Origin of the sequence: Pseudomonas sp. MWU12-2345 (assembly GCF_023242385.1) — a bacterium.
GTDB lineage: Bacteria > Pseudomonadota > Gammaproteobacteria > Pseudomonadales > Pseudomonadaceae > Aquipseudomonas > Aquipseudomonas gingeri_D.
The window spans coordinates 1-22,531 of record NZ_JALLJA010000008.1; the positions used below are offsets into that span (position 1 = coordinate 1).

The 22,531-nt window shown below is 61.8% G+C and carries 17 protein-coding genes; 7 read left to right on the forward strand and 10 right to left on the reverse strand.

The window, feature by feature from the left end:
* Positions 1–127 precede the first annotated feature (127 nt).
* From M5C71_RS16865 to M5C71_RS16875, 3 genes are read left to right on the forward strand one after another with little or no spacing between them, the layout of a single operon-like run.
* Complete coding sequence (locus M5C71_RS16865) at positions 128–787, forward strand: paraquat-inducible protein A (protein ID WP_152740119.1); 660 nt, start codon at positions 128–130, stop codon at positions 785–787.
* The gene (locus M5C71_RS16870) at positions 774–1,397 is read left to right on the forward strand and encodes a paraquat-inducible protein A (protein WP_152740118.1); all 624 of its coding nucleotides are present in this window, start codon (positions 774–776) and stop codon (positions 1,395–1,397) included. The genes M5C71_RS16865 and M5C71_RS16870 overlap by 14 nt, the downstream gene beginning before the upstream one ends.
* Positions 1,390–3,693, forward strand: coding sequence for an MlaD family protein (locus tag M5C71_RS16875; RefSeq protein ID WP_248768324.1), 2,304 nt, complete (start codon positions 1,390–1,392; stop codon positions 3,691–3,693). The genes M5C71_RS16870 and M5C71_RS16875 overlap by 8 nt, the downstream gene beginning before the upstream one ends.
* A 167-nt stretch (positions 3,694–3,860) precedes the next feature.
* Here M5C71_RS16875 and mksF read toward each other — a convergent pair whose 3' ends face one another.
* From mksF to mksB, 3 genes are read right to left on the reverse strand one after another with little or no spacing between them, the layout of a single operon-like run.
* Positions 3,861–6,701, reverse strand: a complete 2,841-nt coding sequence (gene mksF, locus M5C71_RS16880) for an Mks condensin complex protein MksF (protein ID WP_103497559.1) — start codon at positions 6,699–6,701, stop codon at positions 3,861–3,863.
* Positions 6,698–7,411, reverse strand: a complete 714-nt coding sequence (mksE, locus tag M5C71_RS16885; RefSeq protein WP_177101220.1) for an Mks condensin complex protein MksE — start codon at positions 7,409–7,411, stop codon at positions 6,698–6,700. Before mksE ends, mksF begins: the two co-directional genes overlap by 4 nt.
* Positions 7,401–8,681, reverse strand: coding sequence for an Mks condensin complex protein MksB (gene mksB / locus M5C71_RS16890; RefSeq protein WP_248746723.1), 1,281 nt, complete (start codon positions 8,679–8,681; stop codon positions 7,401–7,403). The genes mksE and mksB overlap by 11 nt, the downstream gene beginning before the upstream one ends.
* A gap of 167 nt (positions 8,682–8,848) precedes the next feature.
* On the opposite strand from mksB, the gene M5C71_RS16895 reads away from it, so the two are divergent.
* The 3 genes from M5C71_RS16895 to can all read left to right on the forward strand — a co-directional run bounded on the left by M5C71_RS16895 (position 8,849) and on the right by can (position 10,786).
* Positions 8,849–9,628: an energy transducer TonB gene (locus M5C71_RS16895; RefSeq protein WP_248768325.1), complete on the forward strand. Its 780-nt coding sequence runs from the start codon at positions 8,849–8,851 to the stop codon at positions 9,626–9,628.
* Positions 9,621–10,073 carry a ribosomal protein S18-alanine N-acetyltransferase gene (gene rimI / locus M5C71_RS16900; protein ID WP_100942348.1) on the forward strand — a complete coding sequence of 151 codons (453 nt, stop codon included), beginning with the start codon at positions 9,621–9,623 and terminating at the stop codon, positions 10,071–10,073. The genes M5C71_RS16895 and rimI overlap by 8 nt, the downstream gene beginning before the upstream one ends.
* A 68-nt stretch (positions 10,074–10,141) precedes the next feature.
* Positions 10,142–10,786, forward strand: coding sequence for a carbonate dehydratase (can, locus tag M5C71_RS16905; protein WP_103497556.1), 645 nt, complete (start codon positions 10,142–10,144; stop codon positions 10,784–10,786).
* A gap of 178 nt (positions 10,787–10,964) precedes the next feature.
* On the opposite strand, the gene M5C71_RS16910 is transcribed toward can, so the two are convergent.
* The 6 genes from M5C71_RS16910 to M5C71_RS16935 all read right to left on the reverse strand — a co-directional run bounded on the left by M5C71_RS16910 (position 10,965) and on the right by M5C71_RS16935 (position 20,074).
* Positions 10,965–12,137 (reverse strand): hypothetical protein, encoded by a 1,173-nt coding sequence (locus M5C71_RS16910; protein ID WP_248768326.1) that lies wholly within the window; start codon positions 12,135–12,137, stop codon positions 10,965–10,967.
* Positions 12,138–12,275: 138 nt separating this feature from the next.
* Complete coding sequence (locus M5C71_RS16915; RefSeq protein WP_248768327.1) at positions 12,276–13,910, reverse strand: J domain-containing protein; 1,635 nt, start codon at positions 13,908–13,910, stop codon at positions 12,276–12,278.
* A 13-nt stretch (positions 13,911–13,923) separates the two neighbouring features.
* Entirely contained in the window at positions 13,924–15,621 is a 1,698-nt protein-coding gene (locus M5C71_RS16920; protein ID WP_152740112.1) for a molecular chaperone HscC, read from the reverse strand.
* 204 nt (positions 15,622–15,825) lie between these two features.
* The gene (locus tag M5C71_RS16925; RefSeq protein WP_103497553.1) at positions 15,826–17,523 is read right to left on the reverse strand and encodes an acid phosphatase; all 1,698 of its coding nucleotides are present in this window, start codon (positions 17,521–17,523) and stop codon (positions 15,826–15,828) included.
* 163 nt (positions 17,524–17,686) lie between these two features.
* Positions 17,687–18,373: an autoinducer binding domain-containing protein gene (locus M5C71_RS16930; RefSeq protein WP_248768328.1), complete on the reverse strand. Its 687-nt coding sequence runs from the start codon at positions 18,371–18,373 to the stop codon at positions 17,687–17,689.
* Positions 18,374–18,655: 282 nt separating this feature from the next.
* A complete protein-coding gene (locus M5C71_RS16935; protein ID WP_248768329.1) occupies positions 18,656–20,074 on the reverse strand; it encodes a TIGR00366 family protein in 1,419 nt (472 codons plus the stop codon).
* Positions 20,075–20,258: 184 nt separating this feature from the next.
* Between M5C71_RS16935 and M5C71_RS16940 the strand changes: the two genes are divergently transcribed.
* The gene (locus tag M5C71_RS16940; protein WP_248768432.1) at positions 20,259–21,662 is read left to right on the forward strand and encodes a PLP-dependent aminotransferase family protein; all 1,404 of its coding nucleotides are present in this window, start codon (positions 20,259–20,261) and stop codon (positions 21,660–21,662) included.
* Here the strand turns inward: M5C71_RS16940 and panB are convergent.
* Positions 21,650–22,465: a 3-methyl-2-oxobutanoate hydroxymethyltransferase gene (gene panB, locus M5C71_RS16945; RefSeq protein ID WP_248768330.1), complete on the reverse strand. Its 816-nt coding sequence runs from the start codon at positions 22,463–22,465 to the stop codon at positions 21,650–21,652. The two genes, M5C71_RS16940 and panB, sit on opposite strands and share 13 nt — an antisense overlap.
* Between the last annotated feature and the right edge of the window lie 66 nt (positions 22,466–22,531).

Sequence of the window (22,531 nt, forward strand, 5' to 3'; positions counted from 1 at the left end):
GCGGGCCTCATCGCCGGCAAGCCGGGAGCATACGAGAATGCAGACCGTTTCCTGACAAATTGACAAGGTTATTTTTGAGCCGGAACACTAGAATAGCCCCCGTCTTTTACAGAACCTGAGCCCATTTATGCCGGATCCGGTTGACCCTTCAAAGGTGTCGGAACTTCCCCTGGACACGCTGGTGGCCTGTCACGAGTGCGACCTGCTGATGCGCAAGCCCCAGCTCGGCCTTGGCGAAAAAGCCCAGTGCCCACGCTGCGGCTACGAGCTCTACGCCCATCGGCACAATGTCGTCGAGCGTAGCCTGGCCCTGGTGCTCGCCGCACTGCTGTTGTACATCCCGGCGAACTTTTTACCCATCATGCAGCTCAATCTTCTGGGCCGGACTTCCGACGATACGGTCTGGAGCGGCGTACTGGGCCTGTACCATACCGGCATGTCCGGCATCGCCGTGGTGGTGTTCCTGTGCAGCATGGGTATCCCTTTGCTCAAGCTGCTCTGCCAGTTGGCCGTGCTGTTGAGCATTCGCTGGGATATCGGGCGCAGCTATGGCTTGTTGCTGTACCGCATTTACCACCACCTGCGCGATTGGGGCATGCTTGAGGTCTATCTCATGGGCGTGCTGGTGGCGATTGTCAAACTCGCCGACCTGGCGGAGCTGAGCCTCGGATTGGGCCTGGCCTGCTTTGTCGGTTTGCTGTTGGTCCAAGTAATGCTGGAGGTGGTCATGTCGCCCCACCAGATCTGGCAGGCGTTATCGGGAGAGGACGAACATGCGGGCGATTGATGCAGGCATCCTGATCTGTACGGAATGCCACGAGTTGAACCGCCAGGAAGAGGACAGCGACGAGCAGGTCTGTACCCGCTGCGGCGCGGCTGTGCACCCACGGCGCCCCAACAGCCTGATGCGTACCTGGGCCTTGCTGCTGACCTCGGCGATTCTCTATATCCCGGCCAATATGTTGCCGATCATGACCGTCAGTTCCCTGGGCAAGGGCGATCCCAGTACCATCATGTCCGGTGTCATCACCCTGGTGCAGCACGGTATGTTTCCCATTGCCGCCGTGGTTTTTGTCGCCAGTATTCTGGTACCGACGTTCAAACTGGTGGGCATCGCCCTGCTCTTGTTCTCGGTGCAGCGCCACCAGCCGCTGTCGGCCCGGCAGCGGATCATCATGTACCGCTTTATCGAGTTCATTGGCCGCTGGTCAATGTTGGATATCTTTGTGATCGCCATTCTGGTGGCGGTCGTGAACTTTGGAAGAATTGCCAGCGTCGAAGCCAATCTCGGCGCGATAGCCTTTGCCAGTGTGGTGATCTTGACGATGCTTGCCGCAGTAACCTTCGATCCCCGACTCATCTGGGACAACACGGAGTCGGACGACGACCATGAGTGATTTGCCAAAAGCCAAAACCCGTCCGGCCTCGAACTGGTCGGCCGTCTGGGTCCTGCCGCTGATTGCCCTGATCATCGGCGGCTGGCTCGGCTGGCGTGCCTATAACCAGACCGGCATTGAAATCCAGGTGCGCTTCGAAAGCGGCGAGGGCATCCAGGCCAACAAGACCGAGATCGTCTACAAGGGCATGCCCATCGGCAAGGTCAAGGGCCTGAGCCTGGATGTCGAAGGCTCCACCAAGGGGGTCGTCGCCACCATCGAGATGAACAAGGATGTCGAGTCGTCCCTGCGCACCAATACCCGCTTCTGGCTGGTCAAGCCGAGCGTGACCCTGGCGGGGATCACCGGCCTGGACACCCTGGTGTCCGGCAACTACATCGCGGTCAGCCCCGGGGATGGCGAACCGGAGCGCAGGTTCAAGGCGTTGAACCAGGAGCCGCCGCTGTCGGACCTCAAGCCGGGCCTGCATATCACCATCAGGGCCGACCGCCTGGGTTCCCTGAACCGTGGCAGCCCGGTGTTCTACAAGCAGATCCAGGTCGGCCAGATCAAGAGTTATGCACTCTCGGCGGACCAGAACATGGTCGAGCTCAAGGTCTTTATCGAGCCGACCTACGCCAACCTGGTGCGTAAACACACGCGTTTCTGGAACGCCAGCGGCATTAGCATCGACGCCAACCTGTCGGGTGTGAAGGTGCGCAGCGAGTCCCTGGCGAGCATCGTCGCCGGCGGTATCGCCTTCGCCACGCCGGAGAATCGCAAGGACAGCCCGCCCACCGACCCGAGCCTGCCGTTCCGCCTTTATGAGGATTTCGACGCCGCCCAGGCCGGGATCCGCGTCAAGGTGAAACTCAGCGACTTCGAGGGGTTGCAGGCCGGGCGTACGCCGGTGATGTACAAAGGTATCCAGGTCGGCAGCCTGAAAACCCTGAAGATCGACCCCGACCTGACCAGCGCCAACGCCGAGTTGACCCTCGATCCGCTGGCCGAGGATTACCTGGTGGACGGTACCCAGTTCTGGGTGGTCAAGCCGTCGATTTCCCTGGCCGGTATCACCGGGATCGAGGCCCTGGTCAAAGGCAACTACATCGCCATTCGCCCCGGCGACAAAGGCGGTCACCCGCAGCGTGAGTTCGAGGCCCGGGCCAAGGCGCCGCCACTGGATCTGCGCTCCCCGGGGCTGCACATGGTGCTCTTTACCGACAACCTGGGTTCCCTGGATGTCGGCAGCCCGGTGCTCTACCGCCAGGTGAAAGTCGGTTCGGTACAGAGCTACCAGTTCTCCCGCACGCGCAAGCAAGTGATTATCGGCGTCCATATCGAGAAGGAATATGAAAACCTGGTCAACGCTTCGAGCCGTTTCTGGAACGCCAGTGGCATCACCCTCAGCGGTGGCCTGACCGGTGGCATCCAGGTGAAGAGTGAGTCCCTGCAAAGCCTGATGGCCGGTGGTATCGCCTTCGAGACCCCACTGGACAAAGCCCCGTTGCAAAAACGCATTCCGCGCTTCCGCCTGTTCCCCAACCATGACGAGGCGCAGCAGCAAGGCACCCTGATCACCATTCGGGTCGATCGCGCCGACGGCCTGCGCAGTGGCACGCCGATCCGCTTCAAAGGCCTGGATGTGGGCAAGATCGAAAGTGTCGACCTGAGCGATGACCTGCAATCGGTGTTGCTGTCGGCGCGGATTACCGAAGTGCCGGAGCGTATCGCTCGGGTTGGCAGCCAGTTCTGGGTGGTGAAACCGGAGTTGGGCCTGATCAAGACCGCCAACCTGGAAACCCTGGTTACCGGGCAGTACCTCGAAGTGCAGCCGGCAACGAAGAAACTCGGGGTGCAGAAGGATTTTGTCGCGCTCAAGGAACCGCCGGATGCGGCGGTGCCGCAAGCCGGGTTGAGCCTGACCCTGAGCGCCGCGCGACGTGGTTCGCTGAAGGAAGGCGTGCCGGTGACCTACCGCGAGGTGACGGTGGGCAAGGTGACCGGGTATGAGCTGGGAGCGACCGCCGACCGGGTGTTGATCCATATCCTGATCGAGCCCCGTTATGCATCGCTGGTGCACACCGGCAGCCGGTTCTGGAACACCAGCGGGTTTGGTGTCGACTTCGGCTTGTTCAAAGGCGCGACGGTGCGGACCGAGTCGCTGGAGACGCTGATCCAGGGCGGGATTGCCTTTGCCACGCCGGATGGCGAGCGCATGGGCGCGGCGGCGCGGCCGTTGCAGACCTTCCCGCTGTTTGACAAGTTCGAGGATGAGTGGCTGACCTGGGCACCGAAGATCAGCCTCGGTAAATAGCATCGCCTTTGTAGGGCTTGCTGGCGATGACGGCTGGTCAGGCGATGCAAGGCTCACTGGCCTCATCGCCAGCAAGCTGGCTCCTACAGGGGGCGACAGTATTTCTCCCGCCAAAATGAAAAGGCCGCGATCAATGATCGCGGCCTTTTGCTTTCCAGCTTCTGAAGTCAGACCTCGTCCAGCTCCGGTTCCGCCGCTTCGCTCGGCACCGTTGCCCGGACTTCATCGTGCCGGCGGATGTACTTCCAGTCCGCTTCGTCGATATAGATCCCGTTCGGTCCGCTGCCGCCTTCAAGGTCGATGGCTACGTGCGCCGACACCTGCGGCTTCACGCTCGCCAGGATCGGCACGAAGCCCAGTTGCAGGCTGGTCTCCAGCAACGCCGCCTGGTTGCGTTCGTCGATGTCCGCGGCCTCGTCGAGGTAGTACGGCAGACGCACGCGCCCGGCCTGGTCGCGGTCCATCAGGTGCAGCAACAGGTACATGTTGGTCAGCGCCTTGATGGTCATGGTCGTCCCGTTGGACGCCGCGCCGTCGATATCGGTGTGGATCACCGGCTGGCCGTTGACCTTGGTGATCTCGAACGCCAGCTCGAACAGGTCCTTCAAGCCCAGCTGGTTGTGGTTTGCCGCCACCAGCCGCGCCAGGTATTCCTTGGCCTCTTCGTTCTTGTTGTCCTGATCGGCACTCTGGCTCAGGTCGAAGACCGACAGGGTTTCGCCTTCCTCGTACTGGCCGGCACTGTGGATGATCTGGTCGATATGCTTGAGCGCGTCCTTGTTTGGCGCCAGCACGATACGGAAGCTCTGCAGGTTGGAGACCTGGCGCTTGTTGATCTCGCGGTTGAACAGCGCCAGCTGGTGTTCCAGGCTGTCGTAGTCGCTGCGGATATTACGCAGGGTCCGGGCGATATCGGTCACCGCCGCACGGCGCGCCTTGCCCAGGGTCAGGGCTTCGTCGGTGCGGTGGTCATAGGCGTTGATCAGCAGTTGCAGGCGGCGCTCGATGTCGTCCTCGCTGTCGAACTTGGCCACGCCCTTGAGACGCACCTGGGCGTAGAGCGCATCGATCTGCCCATCGGCCCGCTGCAAGCCCTGCCAGCTGTCCTGGTAGTCGTTGAGCAGCGGCAGCAGGTTGTCCATGGAGTCATCTATCGGATCCATGAACGGCGTGCCGAACGGCAGGTCGGCCGGCAGCAGCTGGCGACGGCGCAGGGCGTCGTCGAGGGTGCGCTGCTTGGCTTCCATATCGCCGATCTGCCGGCCCACCAGTTGCAGCTTGGCCGACAGCTGCTGGACGCGTTCGGTGAAGGCATCGCTGGAGCGCTTCAGTTCATCCTGCGCGCCTTCCAGTTGGGCCAACTGTTCCAGCTTGTCGCCTTCCTCGGCGCTCAGGGTCTGGGCGCGACGGAAGTCTTCCAGGGCTTTCTGCGCATCCAGCACCTGCTGGTACAGCGCTTCGGTCTGGGTCTTGCTCGCGGCCCGGTCGGCGGCGACGGCCTGCTGGGTTTTCAGCTGCTTGAGCTCTTTCTCCAGGCGCTCTTTCTGGTCACGCAATGCAGCACGATCGGCCAGAGCTTGCAGCGCCGGCGGCTCGATATGGGACAGGTCGATGGACAGGCCCGGCACTTCGAAACGCTCGCCCTTGAAGCCGTCGAGGATCAGTTCCATGGACTTGACCCACTCGCCTTCCTCGTCCAGGGCAATGCCGTGCTCGCCCAGGGGCAGGCTGAACAGGGCGCTATTGAACAGGCGCATCAGGCGCTCGACATCCTGTTGCGAGAACTCTTCGCGCAGCCGGGCATAGCTGTTGTTGTCGGCGTGATCGAGTTGCTGTTTCACCGACTTCAGGCGTTTTTCCAGGTCGCGCAGACGTTCTTCCAGGTCCTCGGCGCTGAACTGCCGGGACTGGGCCAGGGCGCCGGCCAGTTCGTCGTGGGCATCCTTGGCCGCCAGCAGTTGCTGCTCCAGCACCTTCACATCGTTGACCAGGGCGAAGCGATTCTTGAGTACCGACAGTTCGCCGAGCCAGCGTTGCAGGTCGCTGATTTCCCGCTCCAGGCGCATCAGCTCCTGGGTGCTGCTGCGCTGGTCGTTCTGCAAGGCGTCCTGTTCATTACGGTAATGCTCGGACTGGATGACCAGCTCTTCCTTGCGTGCACCGGCATAGTCCGACCAGGTACCGAGCAACGAGTCCAGCAGCGGCGAAATACGGTGCAGCTTGCCGCGTAGCACATCGCGCTGGCGTACCCCCGAGGCCAGCGCCTCGACCAGGGGGCCGGCGGCCACCATGGCGTTGTAGTCCTGCTCCATGCGCCGCACGTCGCGGAAGGCTTCCTCGCAGGCGGCGATATAGTCGACGCTGCCGGAGCGCAGGCTGTGTTCGAAGGCATCGAGGAACAGTTGCTTGAGCTTGGCGGCGGTGATCTCGCGCATGTGCAGCAGGTTGATGAACAGCGCGCGGAAGGTCTTCAGGCTCTGTTCGCTGGTGGAGCGCAGCGGGATCAGCGTCAGGTCCAGCGGAATCGAAGTATGACCGCCGACCAGCAGCCGACGCAGTTCATCGGGCTTGAGTTCGTAGGCTTTCAGGCCGTTGCGTTCAAGGTTGTTGAACAGTTCCTTCTGGCGCAGGCAGGTGTCGTCTTTCTGGTAGTGGGCCAGGTCCAGGCGTCCGGCGTAGGCGAAGAACTGGTGGCCGAAACCGCCGCCCGGGCCGCGTCCGACCACGCCGATCACATGGGGGCCGTGGGGCAGGGCGACTTCGACGAGGATGTAGCTGGTGTCGGTGGCGAAGTAGAAGCGCCGCGACTGTTCCAGGCTGTACTTGCCGAAGCTCATGTCCGACATGCGTGCCAGGATCGGGAACTGCAAGGCGTTGATCGAGGCCGATTTACCCAGGTTGTTCGCGCCGTACACCGACAGCGGATGTTCCAGGGGAAACAGGCCGAGGCTGTAGCCGGCGGTGTTCAGCAGGGCGAAGCGGCGAATACCGTAGCGTTCCTGGCTCATGCGTCCATCTCCTGTTGCTCGGCGGCAATGGCCCGGGCCAGCGCGTCTTCTTCACTTTCTTCGGTGGGCTCGACGAATTCGCTGAGGTCCAGCGGGTCATCGGTTTCCAGCAATTTTTCGTCGCTGTCGTCATCCACCAGCACCGGCGTCGGCAACGGCAGCACGCTGTGCAGGCTGGCGGCCATGTCGCGGTCCTGCTGGACCGACAGGCAGACGTCGAGGAAGCGGTGCATCGGTGGCAGGAAGCGGAACAGGCCGGGTTCTTCGAGGGCGAAGCCGAGCTGGGTCATGCGGCGCATGATCTTCTCTTCCAGCTCTTCCTGGGTGGTGACTTCGGCCTGGACGAACAGGTCGCGGTATTTCTCCAGCAGCGACGGCAGTTCGTCACGACCGAGGCTGCCGCCATCGAGCACGGCCACCGGGTCGCGGCCCTGGTCGGCGAGGTGTTCCACCAGGATGAAGGTGAACAGCGCCAGGCGCTGGGCGGTCTTGTTCACCTGGGCGGCGGCATTGTCCGGGACGAAGTAGTAGAAACCGCGGGTGTCGCAGACCAGCTCGAAGCCCAGGGCCTTGAACAGGGTGCGGTACTGGTCCTGGCAGTTGGACAGTTGGGCGTACAGCTCCGGGTCGCGGCGGCTGATGTGGTAACCCTTGAACAGCTCGCGAAAGATCGGCGCCAGCTGGGACAGTTCGGAAAGATCAAGATGCATGGGCTGTGCTCGCGGAATTTTCGCCGGCTTCTTCGACACGCGAGAGCAGGGCGAAGGAGCGCAGGCTGACCTGGTGCTCCTGGGTGTGGTAGTCGCGGCGTTCGAGGCGCTCGCGCTGGAAACGTTTTTCCCGCGACAGGCGCGAGAACCAGTAGAGCAATTCGTCGGTGGCACCGTCCGGTTCCTGCTCCAGCAGCCAGCTCATCAGGTCCGGCATCGGCAGGGCGTCGCTGCAGCGTTCGAGCATTTCCTTGACCGTGCGCGGCGCCCGTGGCGACTCGCCGCCCTTGGACGACTTGTGCGCCTTGGGGAAACGCGACGGCTTGGCTTCGAAGCGGGCCAGGGCGTAGACATAGGCCTCGACCTGGCCGGAGCTGCCGAGAAAGGTGCTTTGCGGGCGGGTGAACATCGGCATCGCCGCTTGCGGCACGGCGTCCAGCCCTTTGCGGCGGATCACCGACAGGGCCAGGGCCGCGCCACGGGTCACGGCGTTGTGCCGGCGGGCTTCTTCACGCAGCGGCAGCAGCAGTTCGCGGGCATGGCGCAGGGTCAACTGGGCGCTGGTCTGCATTTCCAGGATCCGCGCATGGGTGCGCAGCAGCATGTCGTCGTCCACCAGGTGGCCAAGACGTTGCTGTTCGCTGAGCATGCGCAACAGCACGTTCTCGACCTTGCGCACGCCCTGTTCGAAGGCGCCGTCGGCGTTCACCAGCTGGATCATCGGCTCGACGTATTCGTCCCAGGTCGCCAGGACCTCGGCGTAACGCTGGCGCAGCGGGATCTGCCGGTCGCTGGTCTTGGCCCGTTCGGCAACGGCCACCAGGGCCTGTTCGTCGTTGGCGAGCTTTTTCAGTACATCGCGCACACGCATGTCGAGCAGGCGCAGCTGGCGGGCCAGGTCGTTGCCGTCGCGGATATCGAAGGCATCCTGGATGTAACCGGCCAGGCGCTCGAGGTGGCGCAGGTAGGCTTCGATCTCCAGGCACAGGCCCAGGCGGTGTTCGCGGCGCAGGTAGGCGAGGAAGTCGTGGATCTGGGCATTGAGCTCGAAACGGTTCGGGCTTTTCGCCACGGGCACCAGGATATCGAGGCGAATCCACACGTCCAGCAGGCTGGTGATGTCCTGGGGCGTGCTGTCCAGCTGCTGGGCAGCCAGTTGCTGGCGCAGTTCACCGAGGCTCAGGGTGCCTTGGTCGAAGTGTTCGCACAGAGGCTCCAGAAGGGCCCAGTGCTCGGCGAGGGCGCGCAAGACGCGCTTGGGTTCGATCATGGGAGAGGCCGGCTGGTTGGCAAATTAAAAGGAGCGATTGTACTGCATGCCGCGCCTGATTTATCCCCAGCTGATCAGAGGCTTGGCGTTCTTGCGATCAACTGCGGGCGATCTTCGCCGAAGGGCGGTAGAATCCCTGCTTCAACTTATCCACAGATGGCCGACCTTTGCTTATCGAGTCCCGCCGCCGCGCTTATCTGACCGCCATGCAGGTGGTCCACTGGCTACCCCGCACCGAACTGCCGTTCGCCGCGCCGTCGCGGCCGGAGTTGTTTGTCGAGCCGGAGCCATTGGTCGAGGTCCAGGCTCCCGTGCCTGAGGCGAGCAAGGCCGCTGAACCGGTGGCCAGGCCCGTCGAGCGGCCAAAGATCGAAGTGCCACGGCCCTCGCCGATCCAGCGCGCCGAAAGCAAGCCGGCGGTCGCTGTTGAAGAGGCACCGGCCCCGGTCAAGGCGGTTCAGGTCCCACCGCCGCGTTTCGCCCTGCAATTGTTGCGCGCCGGGCGTTGCCTGGTGCTGGTGGAGTTACCCACAGGCGAGGCGTTCCAGAGTCGCGACCCGGCCTACCTGTTGCTCAAGGACATGTTGCGCGCCGCCGGGCTGCCGGACAGCCCGCAGATTGTCGGCGAGCCGGTGCGCTGGCCGCTGCTGGTACGCGGCAACCTCGACCAGGGCCCGGATGCGGCGCGGGACTTTGTCCAGGGCTTTGTCCAGGCCCGGCGGGAAGAGGGCGAGTGCGCCTGCCTGTGGCTGATCGGCCTGCCGGCGGTGCGTTTTGCCGGTGAAGCCGATGCCGAATCGTATAACCGTGAACTGCAGGTCGAAGGCCTGGGAGCGGCCTGGGCGTTGCCCGGTCTGGAATTATTGATGGATGAGCCACAGCGCAAGGCTGATGTCTGGCAAGCCATGCGCCGGCTGATGGCGCGATGGAAAAGTAACGATGAGTGATGCGGTAAGTTTTCGCCCGATGACCGAGGCGGACCTGGATGCGGTCCTGAAGATCGAATACGCGGCGTTCAGCCATCCCTGGACCCGCGGGATTTTCCTCGATGGCCTGGGCAAGTACCAGATCTGGTTGATGTTCGAAGGCAGCCAGCAGGTCGGGCATGGCGTGGTGCAGATCATTCTCGATGAGGCGCACCTGCTCAATATCACGGTCAAGCCGGAGAGCCAGGGCCGTGGCCTGGGTTTGCGCCTGCTCGAACACCTGATGTCGCGGGCCCATGCGGCCGAGGCCCGGGAATGTTTCCTTGAAGTGCGCGACAGCAATCGGGCGGCCTTCCGCCTGTATGAGCGTTATGGTTTCAATGAGGTCGGACGCCGTCGCGATTACTACCCGGCGGTGGGTGGACGCGAAGACGCGGTGGTGATGGCGTGTACGTTGGTTGACTGAAGATTTTCCACGTGACCCCGAGCCGGGGTCGGGTGTCATAACTTCGGACTATCTTGAGGCGGCAGAGCATGAACGAACTACAGGATCTGATTGATAACAACGAGCGCTGGGCTGCTGCGATCAAGGAAGAAGACCCGGAGTTTTTCGCCAAGCTCGCGCGCCAGCAGACCCCGGAATTCCTCTGGATCGGCTGCTCCGATGCGCGGGTTCCGGCCAACGAGATCGTCGGCATGCTGCCGGGCGACCTGTTCGTGCACCGTAACGTGGCCAACGTGGTACTGCACACCGATCTCAATTGCCTGTCGGTGATCCAGTACGCGGTGGATGTGCTCAAGGTCAAGCATATCCTGGTTACCGGCCACTACGGTTGCGGCGGTGTGCGGGCTTCGATGCAGGATCGCCAGTTGGGCCTGATCGATGGCTGGCTGCGGTCGATTCGCGACCTGTACTACGAGAACCGCGAAGTGCTGGCGCAGTTGCCGACCGAGGAAGAGCGGGTCGACCGCTTGTGCGAGTTGAACGTGATCCAGCAGGTGGCCAACGTCGGGCATACCACCATTGTGCAGAACGCCTGGCACCGTGGGCAGAGCCTGTCGATCCATGGCTGCATCTACGGGATCAAGGATGGGCGCTGGAAGAGTCTGAACGCCACCATCAGCGGCATCGAGCAGTTGCCGCCGCAGTACCGGTTGCGGCCGGTGGATGCGCTCTGAAGTCCTGCTGATACCGCGAGCTTTGTAGGCGGAGGTTCTTAAGGCTTGCGTCGTTTGAGCTGACGTCTTCGCGGGCAAGCCCTGCTCCTACAGTCCTCTGTCGGTCACCGATTTTGTGTACGACACAAACCTGTAGGAGCAGGGCTTGCCCGCGAATAGGCCCTTGAACCTTACGCGGTCAGATGACCGGCATCGCCGTCACTGGTGCCGGCGCCGGTTTCTTCAGTTCGTTGAGCTGCGTCTTGATCGCCGTGGTCGAGCATTGCTTCTCGGCATCGGCTGGCGACAGCTTGCGTATCGACTCATAGAACAGCACGCAGGTTTTCTGGGTGTTGGTCACCTGCCAGTTATCAGTACAGCTTTTCAGCTGCGCCGCCGGATCGCTGCCCGGTTTCTGGCCCATGCCGGCCTGCCAGCAGGCGGCACTCAAGTCCTGTCCCATCACCTTCAAGCCCGCCGCATCGGCCTTCGCCTGATCGCCGCCATAGCTGGCCGGGTCCGCTGCGTACCAGATATAGCTCGGGTGATTGGAGCCCAGCACCGGCACTATCGTCCCCGCTGCCGGGCGGATGAGGCCCAGCTGTAGCACACCGACGTCCGCGCCATATTGCTGCTTGATCCAGTTGCGCACCGGTGCACCGAAGGCCACCATCGGCAACGCCGTGCCCTTGGACGTGACACTGACTTCCTTGACCATGGTGGTCTGGTAGTCGGTGAAGTAGCTGTAGACGGTTTCCAGGGTACTGCCGGCGTTGGACGGCGCGGCAATCGGGGCGATGTCGATGATGGTCTGGTAACCCGGTGTCTGCTCCTTGGGAATACCGTTGTCGGTCAGGAGCTCGGCCCAGCGGTCGGTGGTGGCCGACTCCAGGTAGTCCTGGGCCTGGGTCAACGAGTAATCCGGCGGGAAGTGCAGCAGTTCGACACTCTTGCGGTTGTCCAGGGCCAGGCCCAGCGGCAGGAACAGGTACCAGTTGTAGGCCCATTTATTGTCGGCATTCAGTTTCGAGGCGCCTTTGTAGGCCAGTTCGCCAGCATTGAGCAGTTGCGCCAGCGGTTTGTCATAACCGTTCGGCACGCCGCTGAAGTGGGCATAGAGTTGGCCGGCTTCGGCTTTCACCGTCACCTTGGCGTTGGTGTAGCCGTCGCGCTGCACGCTCTGGTTCAGGTAGTGCTCGGCGGTCTGTTCCAGGGTCCAGTTGCGAAAGCAGATGACGTTGCAGTTGTTGGGATAGGCGAAAAGCTGGGTGACGCGTTCCCGGCTACCCAGTTTCATTTCGACATCGGCGTGGGCAAGGGTGCTCAGGGTGAGTGCGGCTAAGGTACTCGTCAATACAGCGAGTTTTGACATGCTCAGATCCTTTTCAGCGTTGACCATTGGGTGAGGTGACTGCTCATACTGCTGCAGGTGGTATTTTCCCGTTATGGGGAAACTGTGATTTTTCTTGTACTTGATATCCCTGACCAAGCGTAGGCGTTCCCCCGGACTTCATCGCCTGCTGTCCGCGGTCAGTGGATAGCCAGGGACCACCAGCAAACATGTGATCGTGATGCACAACATCAGCAGGAAGAATCCCAGTTGCAGGGGGCTCCAGTGGGTGAAGTGCAGGATGGCCTGCCAGGGGTGTCGCCAGATCGATTCGGGGCGCTCGCCGCCCTGGCGCTTGCTGTCGAAGAGGCCGATTGCACCGATGCCGATGAATGTCGCCATGCCCAGTCCGCCGGACCAGGCCAGAAACAGCAGTGCGATGACTGCCTGTGGCACGCCGTGACGAATGACCAGCCAATATCGGTTCGGGTTGATGCGTTTGGGCAGCAGGTATTCGCTCAGCCATAAATCGATCGCCATCAGCCTCCAGCACATCGGTTGCCAAAGGCGCATCGCGTAGGTACCGATAATCACCGGGACTAAACCGGTCAGCAGCGAAGTCAGCAAATTGGTCCATAGCGTGCCCTTGGCTAGCCAGGTCTGCCAGGCGGGAATCGTCGACAGTGTCACCGCCAGCGAGCAGCCGGCCCATAGCCATCTCCAACTGGAGGGGGGGACGGCGCGGGGTAGGAACTTGCGCCAGAAAAAAACGTCGGGATTGGGCAGGCGCTCGATAAGTTCCGGGTACCTGTGGGTGAGTTGGTCTGCAAGGTCCTGGCAGGCCTGCCAATGGCTATTGGTAAATTCCTTGAATTCGCGGTCCTGTTGCCGGAGAGAGAGCGGGGTCAGAAGTAGGTAGGCTGCTTTTTGCGCGGGCGCCCTGTAGAGATGCTTCAAGGCCCTGGCTTGCAGCTCCTCATGGAAGGCTTCCCGTTCGCAGCGCCTGTTCAGCGATTGCCAGACCCATAGTGGTTCTGGGGTAATGCCTACCCGGTTGTCCCAGCCGAACGCCTGGCAGACCCGGTCGAATAACGGCACGCTCCATTGGGTATCGTTCAACAACTGCAGCACGATCCGTTGCCATTCCTGGCTTCGGTCGAAAATCTTCATCCAGGGCTGTTGCGAGTAATGTTTCAACTGCTGGAGGAATGGCCGTTCCTGCCCGGCCTCCAGCAGGTCCTGCAGTGCCTGCCGATATTCCTGCAGCAATCCACTGGACAAGGCTTCAGCTTGCCAGGGTGTCATGCGCACGGTTTGCCAGGGCGTCAACCATTCCAACTGCTGAACGGCCCAAGCGGCAATTGAACGACGCAGCCCCGGTTGTTCGAAGCACAGGTTCAACAGCGCCTGTTGAAACGCGTCGGCGCATTGCTGTTGTCGTGCCTGCTGCCAACGCTCCGGCAAGTTCTGTTCGGTGAGGTCGGCCAGGAGGGACGGGACCGGATCATCGCGGACTGGCGCAGCGGGGCGCGTGTTCAGCGGTTGAATATCCGCGGGCCAGGACCATTCATACGTTTGGGCGTGTTCCATCGCGTCGGCTGTCAGGACGGCCATGGGCAGGGGAGGCGCTTCTTCTGGCGAGTCATCGTCCCGCCAGCGAGCAATCTCGAGCGCATGCTCATAGGCTTCGCGCAGGCGTTGAAAACCCTCGGCGTCTTCATCCGGGCGATTGCTTTTCAGCAGTCGCGCGTAGCTGCGCTTGATGCTGCGTTCATCGGCGTCTTCCGGCAGTTGCAAGAGCGTCCAGCAATTCATGTCGCGACTCCTGTCAGTGCCAGATACCGTTGTCCAGTTTATCCAGCTGTTCGATCAGTTCCTGACGGATCTCGCGAATGCGTCGTTCGTCCTGTCCCTCGAGCACTTGCTGGAACTGCCCGGCCCATTGGCCGATACGTTCGCGCAACTCGCCCAGGCTTTCCTGGTAAAGACGTTCCAGGCGTGCGCTCAGCACCGTGTTCACCTGCTGATCGCGTGGGTGCACCTTGAGCAAGGTCAGGGCCTGCAAGCGCTGTTGGATCTCTTCCGGTGACAGCACCCCGGGGTTGTTCTCGATGATCAGCGAGTGCTGTTCGCCGGTCAGCGGAATATTGACCTGGGCTTCGAGCAGACCGTTGTTGTCGTAGGTGAAGCGCACATCCAGCGAGACCTCGCCGGCCTTGCGCTTGGGCACCGGCATTTCCAGCTGTCCCAGAAAGACGTTGTCGCGTACCAGGCGGCTTTCTCCCTGGTAGATTTTCAGCAGCACCACGGCCTGGTTGTCTTGCAGGGTATACACGGTCTTGACCCGGCTGACCGGCACGATGCTGTTGCGCTCGATGATGGGCAGGTAGTGTCCGCTGTCGATCTGTTGGCCGAACTGATGGGAGGTTTCGATCCCAAGGGTGTAGGAGCAGACATCGGTCAGCACCACTTCTTCGAGTGCGGCGGAGCGTGCTTTCAGTGCGGCTTGAATGGCGGCACCGTGGGCCACGACTTCGTCCGGGTTGAGGCTGATGGAGGGGAAGCGTCCGAAAAGGCCGGCGGCCAGCTTGCGCACCAGCGGCATGCGTGTGGTGCCCCCCACCAGCAGGATTTCGTCCAGGTCGTTGACCCGAATCCGTGCATCGCGCAGGGCCCGTTCGATCGGGCCGCGCAGACGTTCCAGCAGCGGAGCGTAGAGTTCGGCCAATTGCTGTTGGGTAACGGTCCGGCTCCACTGCCGGCCGTCGACACGCAGGCTGAACTCGGCGCTGGCATCCTGGCCCAGCGCCTTGCGCACACGTTCGGCTTCGCGCCGCAGTACCTGGCTGACGCTGGCCGGGGCCGGGAAGTCCGCGGCCCCGCGTTGACTGTCGACAAAGTATTCGAGCAATACGCTATCGAAATCCTCACCGCCGAGGAAGTTGTCACCCGCGCTGGCGCGGACTTCCATGACACCGTCGAAGAGCTCAAGGATCGACACGTCGAACGTGCCGCCGCCGAGGTCGAAGACCAGGAACGAGGTTTCCTTGTCGCGTTGGTGCAGGCCATAGGCGAGAGCGGCGGCGGTGGGTTCGTTGATCAGTTTTTCGACTTTCAGTCCCGCCAACTCACCGGCGATCCGGGTGGCTTTGCGCTGGGCATCGCTGAAGTAGGCCGGGACGCTGATCACGGCTTCGTGCACGGTTTCACCGTAGGCACGTTCGACGTCTTCCTTGAGGCTCTTGAGCACCAGGGCGGAGAGTTCCTCCGGACGGAAAAGGCGATCGCCCAGGCGTACTTCCTGGGCGCTGCCCATATGGCGCTTGAACAGTGACGTGGTGGTCTGGGAGTGGGTGTGCAGCCGTTCTTTCGCCGCCTGGCCGACCAGTACCCGGCCTTCATCGTCCAGGCCGACCACGCTGGGGGTCAGGAACTGGCCGAGGGCATTGGGTACCAACTCGCTGGTTTCCCCGCGCCAGACGGCAACGAGGCTGTTGGTGGTCCCCAGGTCAATCCCTACGATCATTACGACGAACTCCCTTTTCGCTCGGCAAAATTCTGAAACAGAATACTAGCGGGCAAGGATATTACCGGAGTACGGAGGGGGTAAAGCGGATAGTGGCTCTGGGCTATTATTTGGTCGGCGCCGATACATGAGCGAACCTGCAGAAGCAGGCTTCTACGGGGGGCGAGAAGAGGAGCCAGCTACTGGCTCCTCCGCGTGCCTGTCTCAGACGGTAAATCGTAGCGCGTTGGTCAGATCGCCCATCGGCTTCTGGCCGCGGGCGACCATTGCGTCATCACGCTGCTTGAGACCGTCGAGCTTCTCCAGCTGGAATACCCGGGTGATCAAGCGCAGGATCGAGGCGGTGTCATACACCGTGTGATCCACCGTGCCCTTGCGGGCGAAAGGCGAGACCACCAGGGCCGGAACCCGTGTGCCCGGCCCCCAGCGATCGCCTTGCGGTGGCGCCACGTGGTCCCACCAGCCGCCGTTTTCATCGACGGTGACGATCACCACCATGTTTTTCCATTGCGGGCTTTCTTGCAGTACTTTCAGGATACGGTCGATATGCCGGTCGCCGGACGCCACGTCGGCGTAACCGGCGTGCATGTTCAGGTTGCCCTGGGGCTTGTAGAAGGTCACCGCTGGCAACTTGCCGGCCTGGGCATCGGCGAGGAACTTGTTGCTGCTCGGGTCCTCACCCAGTCCACCATCGCGCAGGCGCTTGGCACGCTCGCCAGGGTTTTCCGGACCCTGCTGCTTGAAGTAGTTGAACGGCTGGTGGTGGTACTGGAAATTCGGGATCTTCGGAATGCCGGCCGAGTCCTTGAACTGGTCCAGGGTGACCTGCCAGGCACCGGCGTACCAGGCCCAGTCGACGTTCTTCTTCGACAACTTGTCGCCGATGTGTTCGTGGCCCTGGGGCACCAGTACCGTGGGCAAGCCCGGCTTGGCATAGTCCGGATGATCGGGGTCGCGGATCCAGGTCGGCCAGTAAGGCGGGGCCATGGTGTTCACCGCGTAGCCATCTGGAGTCAACGCACTGGGGCCGAACTGCGGCGCGCCGGTCATGGCGCTGGCCGGGGATTTCTCCAGGGGTTTGAGGCGCGTGCCGAGCGGGTCGTCACTCTGCAGCGTGGCGATCTGCGGTTTGGCCACCGAGTTGGCGGCGTCCGGGTAGAAGGGCACGGTCGCGCTGATCAGGTATTGGTGGTTGAGGAACGAACCACCGAAGGCACCCTGGAAGAAGTTGTCGCAGAGCACGAACTCCTTCGCCACGTCCCACAGGCGCAACGAGTAACGGTTCTGGGCGTAGTGACCCATGGTCAGGCCGCCGGAGTCAGCCCAGGCGACGAACTGGTCGTTCTTGCCGCCGTTGATCTGCATCTGGTTCTGGTAGAACACGTGCCACAGGTCGCGGGTGACCAGGCTCAGGGGCAGGTCCTCGCCGTTCGGGCCCTTGAGGGCGTACGGAGCGTTGGGCAGGTTCTGCTGGAACTGGGTTTCCGCGGGGTAGGTCACGCCGTCAACGCTTTGCGGGCCGATCTGCAGCACACCGCCCCAGGCCGGCGGCAGGGTCTGCAGCAGGCTGCCATCACGGTCGCGTTGCTGGTAGTCCGCCGCCGCAAGGGCTGACAAGGGTTTCTCGAGGCCGGGAAAGTCGGCGAACAGGTTATTGAAGCTGCGGTTCTCGGCGTAGATCACCACCACGGTTTTCACCTGGTCGTGCAGCGCCTTGTCCAGCTCGGCCCCCGACAGCTCGCGGGTGTCCGGCTTGCCGGGTTCGCTCGGGGAACCGCAGGCGGTCAGCGTCGCGCCAACGCCCAGCACCGCCACGCCACCGAGAAAGCGGCGACGACTGGTGTCGGTGGGGTTATCGTTTTCGGGCGCTTGCGACTGGTCGAGGTCTTTCTCGTCACTCATCCTGGGTTCCTGCTGGCTGGGTTTGACGTATCAAAATATTTCGCATCGAAACTTAGCAATGCAATATGACGGAACAACGACAGATCCATTCTGCCGCCGGGCAGTATGCCAATTGTCGAGGGGGATGGGGCAGGGATTGCGTGACGGAATTTTGCCGGGGGCCTTACAGGTCCCCGGACTGAATCGCCGCGACCATCGCCGCGACTTTGTTGGTGGTGCCGGTCTTGGTGATCGCGTTGGCGATATGGAAGTTCACCGTGCGCACGTTGAGCTCAAGCAACCGGGCGATTTCCGGTGCTGTCTTGCCTTCGCCCGACCACTTCAATACCTCGACTTCCCGAGGAGACAGCAGATACGTGGGCGTGCTGGACAGGTCGCGGATGGCTGCTGAATGCAGGACATTGCACAGCCACAGAATATGCCCGGCTTTTTGGTAGAACTCGCGGCGATCGATTTCGCCCTTGGGGCGGGCGACGCACAGAATGCTCTGGTGGCCCTGAACATGCTGTACCGTCTGTGACCAGCCATGACGCATGCCAAACGATTGTTTTTGGGTCCAGAACGCTGGGGCCTTGGCAAAAATTTCCGGCGACCAGAGCACAGGCATATGGGAATGCCGGGCACGGGTCAGCACCGGGTCGATCTCGTAGAGGTTGTGGTCCTGATAGTACTGGTTCCACTCCTCGGGATAGTTGTTCTTTATCCAGGGGGAGGCACCGGGGTTCAGTCTGATATAGCGGTAATAGGGGTAGCCTAGTTGCCTGACCAGACCGGGCAAGAGCTCGAACAATTCCTGCTCGTCTTGCGCCGAACCCAGAAGCCGCAATTGCTCTTCTTTCCATTGGTCCATGATTCATCCACCTTGAAGCACGACGGGTGGGGCGGGGCACGCTCGGAAAAAAACGTGATGGTACGATCGTGCCGGTTTGTCCGGACAGCGTAATACATGACGCGGATCACTGACTCGCGGAATTTGCGTTCTTGCGTACTTATTCAGCATCAATTCAGCATTGTTGCAATTAGCGTCGTCGTTTTTGAAATTGTCACTTACTTGTTACTTTACTGGGGGGCGGCGAGCCACAAGAGCGCGGATAACTGCGCTCTTGCAGCGGCTTGTAGTTTGTAGCAATCGCTATGGCATGACGGGTGCGTTGTAGGCCAGGGTGGTCCCCAGCGCCCACAGCAGGAACAGTACCAACGGTGCGTGCACCAGTAGTTGTACGAAGGAGAAGCCGATCAGGTCCCGCGCCTTCAATCCCAGCACGCCCAGCAGCGGCAGCATGTAGAAGGGGTTGATCAGGTTCGGCAGCGCCTCGGCCGCGTTGTAGATCTGGACTGCCCAGCCCAGGTGGTATTTCAGGTCATTGGCCACCTGCATCACATAGGGCGCCTCTATGATCCATTTGCCGCCACCGGAGGGAATGAAGAAGCCGAGCACCGCCGAGTACACCCCCATCAGCAACGCGTAGGTATCGTGCGAAGCGATCTGGGTAAAGAAGGTCGAGATGTGGTGGGCCAGGGTCAGCGCGTCGCCGCCCTTGACCGTGGTCATCAGCGCCGCGATGGAACCGTACAGCGGGAACTGGATCAGCACGCCGGTGGTGGTCGGCACGGCACGGGCCACGGCGTCGAGAAAACTGCGCGGGCGCCAATGCAGCAGGGCACCGGCCATCAGGAACAGGAAGTTGTAGGTGTTCAGCCCGGAAATGGCACTGATCGCCGGTTTGGTCGAGAACTCATGGAACAGCCAGCCGGCGGCCAGCAAGGCCAGCAGAATGATCAGCAGCGGGCTGTATTCCAGCCATTCGCCGGGGCGCGAGCGCTGGCTCAGCGGTGGCAGGTTGAAGCTCGGATCGACGCCGCAGGCCTTGGCGTCCCGGGCCGAGTCGGGGCCCGGTGCGGTGGCGTAGGCGATCACCAGCGAGACCACGATCAGCGCCAGCAAGAGCACGCCGGACTGCCAGAGAAAGATGGTCTGGGTGAAAGGAATCACCCCGGTGATCGACAGGATCGACGGTGGCAGGCTGGCCGGGTTGGCCTGCAGCTGGGCGGCGGACGACGACAGCCCCAGGGCCCAGACGGCGCCCAGGCCCAGGTAGGCGGCGGCACCGGCGGCGCGGTAGTCCATGCGCAGATCGGTGCGGCGCGCCAGGGCGCGGACCAGCAAGCCGCCGAAGACCAGGGACAGCCCCCAGTTCAGCAGCGAGGCGACCATGGAAATCAGGGCGACCCAGGCCACCGCCGAACGGCCGTTCTTCGGGATCCGGGCCAGGCGGTCGATCAGCTTCACCGCCGGTGGCGAACTGGCCACCACATAACCGCCGATCACCACGAAGGCCATCTGCATGGTGAAGGGGATCAGGCTCCAGAAGCCGTCGCCGAAGGCCATCGCGGCTTCGCTCGGCTTGGCACCGATGGCCAGGGTGGCCAGGGCGACGACGATCACCGCCAGTGCGGCAAACACCCAGGAGTCGGGAAACCAGCGTTCGGCCCAGTTCGAGCAGAGCAGGGCAAAGCGGGCGTAGCGGCTGGTTTCTATAGCAGCGGCCATGGAGAGGTCCTCTTGTTCTTGATTTTATTGGGGAGCTACAAGCGATGAGTGTGAAACGCCACGTGTAGGCAGATGCCCACGATAAATCAATCTCATGGCATTTTCCGATTCTCTTTTATCCGAGCTCGGTCTTGCATACTCTGATGTCCCTGACAGGGGCTCACGGGAATGAACGCAAGTGAATATGGACATGAACAAGGAGTCTTCCTTCTCCTACCAGGCGGTTTATCGCTACCTCGTCGAGTTGATCGAGACCGGTAACTCCACGAGCGAGCAGAAACTCCCCTCCTTGCGACAGTTGGCCTTGCGCCTGAATGTATCGGTGTCGACGACCAAATATGCCTATTCGTTGCTAGAGGACGAGGGCAGGATCTATGCCAGGCCGAAACTCGGCTATTTCGCCAAGGCTATGCCGGCTCCCCCGCTGAGTGAAGGATCGCCCAACCTGCTCGACAATGTGTTCGCCAATGCCCGGCAGCCGGGAATGCTAGCCCTGAGCAGCGATGCCCCGGCGATGTTGCTGTCCTTGGAGGGGCCGCTGCTGATGATTGAGCGCGAACTGGCGCGGCAATATCCGCGTACCCACGCTCCGCTTTATCAGCCCTTCGGAGAACCGGAGTTGCGCAGTGTGATTGCTGATCGCTACACCCGTTCAGCCCACTGCTACTGGCAGGCTGAGCACGTGTATGTCGGCTCGGACCTGCGCAGCGTGTTGGAGCTGTCACTCGAAGCCCTGAATTTGAGCGGGAGTGTGGCGTTGGTTGAGTCACCTTGCTCCTGGGCGATCCTGCGCCAGTTGCAAGCCGCCAGGATCCGCGTTATCGAGGTACCCCTGGGTAACGATGGGCGATTCAATCTCGTTGCTTTGCAGGATCTGCTCAGGTGCGAGCCGGTGGGGCTGGCGGTGCTGTCTTCGACGGTGAATATCCCTCAGGGCATGCTGATGCCGGCACAGGACAAGCAACAGATCTGTCGCTGGTTGGCGGAGCGGGATATCTGGCTGTTCGAGAACGACAGTTATGGCGAGTTCTGTTTTTCTGCGCAGCCGACGCGTTACCGCGATTTTGCCGACCCGGAGAAACTGTTGGTGTTCTCCACCTTCGATAAAATCATCGGTTCGGAGGCTCCTTATGGCTATCTGCTGTGTCGCCGGCACGGCCCTGCGCTGCACCGGCTATTTCTGGATAGGGCGTTTCGCCTGTCGCCGATTCGTCAGAAAGCTATAGCCAAACTCTTCAGTTCCCGGCGTATCGACCAGCATCTGGTAGTCTTGCGTGCCATGCTGCTGGACCGGATGAAACGCCTGCAGGGCTTGCTTCACGAACACGGCGATGGCCAATTGCGGATGATGGTGCCGGACGGTGGCGCGACCTTCTGGCTCGAAGCTGCACGGCCAGTGGACATGCGACGGGTTTTCGAGCGTCTGCTGGCCAGGCGTATCGTGATTGCTCCAGGTGAAATTTTCAGCCTGCAAGGTGCCTGGAGGCACTACTTGCGACTGAGCTACACCATCGATTGGAGCAAGGACATTACCCACGCCCTGAAGGTCCTGGTCCAGGCGATTGCCGACGAGGATCAGATACCGTAGCAATGCCGTGGTTCAGGGAATTGGCCGTGGCGGACTTCGTCGGCAAAGCGCTCGTAGGCGTCACGAATCACGGTACCGACGTCGGCATACTGCTTGACGAAGCGAGGCGCGTGCTCGCCACCCAGGCCCAACAGGTCCTCTGTCACCAGCACTTGGCCGTCGCACGCCGGCGACGCCCCTATACCGATGGTGGGCATCTTCGAGTCCAGGGTAATCTGGCGAGCGACACCTTCGGCCACGCCTTCGAGTAGCAGGCTGAAGGCCCCGGCTTCCAGATTGGCCTGGGCGTCAAGGGTAATCGCCGCGGCGGTTTCAGGGCTCAGGCCCTGGGCTTTGAAGCCGCCCATGATATTCACGAATTGTGGCATCAGCCCGACATGGGCCATCACCGGAATACCACGTGCTACAAGAAACTCGACGGTGCCTGCCAGGGCTTTGTTCGCTTCCAGCTTGACCGCATCGCAACCGGTACGTGCCAGGACCTGGGCGCAGTTGCGAAAGGCTTGCTCGTTGGACTCCTGATAGCTGCCGAACGGCATATCGGCGATGACGCAGGACAATCGTGTGCTGTCGACCACTGCCCGGGTGTGCCCGATGATTTCTTCAAGTTGCATACTGAGCGTCGAGGCACGACCGTAGCCGACCATCGCGGTGGAATCACCGACCAGAATGAAATCGACGATAGGGTCGATCAGCTTGGCTATCGAACTGGAGTACGCCGTCAGCGAGACGATTTTCTGTTGACCTTTCATGGCGACCAGTTGGGGAACTGTCAATCGTTGGGTACGGGCATGGATGCTCATCGGTGTCTTCCTCTTGTGATTGAAGGCTCGGTTTTCCGGGGCGTCTGGGGTTACAGCCAGCAATGC

Excerpts from the sequence above, each read along its gene's own strand:
- M5C71_RS16865 (WP_152740119.1), top strand. The coding sequence starts at position 128 with ATGCCGGATCCGGTTGACCCTTCAAAGGTGTCGGAACTTCCCCTGGAC.
- M5C71_RS16870 (WP_152740118.1), top strand. The coding sequence starts at position 774 with ATGCGGGCGATTGATGCAGGCATCCTGATCTGTACGGAATGCCACGAG.
- M5C71_RS16875 (WP_248768324.1), top strand. The coding sequence starts at position 1,390 with ATGAGTGATTTGCCAAAAGCCAAAACCCGTCCGGCCTCGAACTGGTCG.
- mksF (WP_103497559.1), bottom strand. The coding sequence starts at position 6,701 with ATGAGCCAGGAACGCTACGGTATTCGCCGCTTCGCCCTGCTGAACACC.
- mksE (WP_177101220.1), bottom strand. The coding sequence starts at position 7,411 with ATGCATCTTGATCTTTCCGAACTGTCCCAGCTGGCGCCGATCTTTCGC.
- mksB (WP_248746723.1), bottom strand. The coding sequence starts at position 8,681 with ATGATCGAACCCAAGCGCGTCTTGCGCGCCCTCGCCGAGCACTGGGCC.
- rimI (WP_100942348.1), top strand. The coding sequence starts at position 9,621 with ATGAGTGATGCGGTAAGTTTTCGCCCGATGACCGAGGCGGACCTGGAT.
- can (WP_103497556.1), top strand. The coding sequence starts at position 10,142 with ATGAACGAACTACAGGATCTGATTGATAACAACGAGCGCTGGGCTGCT.
- M5C71_RS16910 (WP_248768326.1), bottom strand. The coding sequence starts at position 12,137 with ATGTCAAAACTCGCTGTATTGACGAGTACCTTAGCCGCACTCACCCTG.
- M5C71_RS16915 (WP_248768327.1), bottom strand. The coding sequence starts at position 13,910 with ATGAATTGCTGGACGCTCTTGCAACTGCCGGAAGACGCCGATGAACGC.
- M5C71_RS16920 (WP_152740112.1), bottom strand. The coding sequence starts at position 15,621 with ATGATCGTAGGGATTGACCTGGGGACCACCAACAGCCTCGTTGCCGTC.
- M5C71_RS16925 (WP_103497553.1), bottom strand. The coding sequence starts at position 17,523 with ATGAGTGACGAGAAAGACCTCGACCAGTCGCAAGCGCCCGAAAACGAT.
- M5C71_RS16930 (WP_248768328.1), bottom strand. The coding sequence starts at position 18,373 with ATGGACCAATGGAAAGAAGAGCAATTGCGGCTTCTGGGTTCGGCGCAA.
- M5C71_RS16935 (WP_248768329.1), bottom strand. The coding sequence starts at position 20,074 with ATGGCCGCTGCTATAGAAACCAGCCGCTACGCCCGCTTTGCCCTGCTC.
- M5C71_RS16940 (WP_248768432.1), top strand. The coding sequence starts at position 20,259 with ATGGACATGAACAAGGAGTCTTCCTTCTCCTACCAGGCGGTTTATCGC.
- panB (WP_248768330.1), bottom strand. The coding sequence starts at position 22,465 with ATGAGCATCCATGCCCGTACCCAACGATTGACAGTTCCCCAACTGGTC.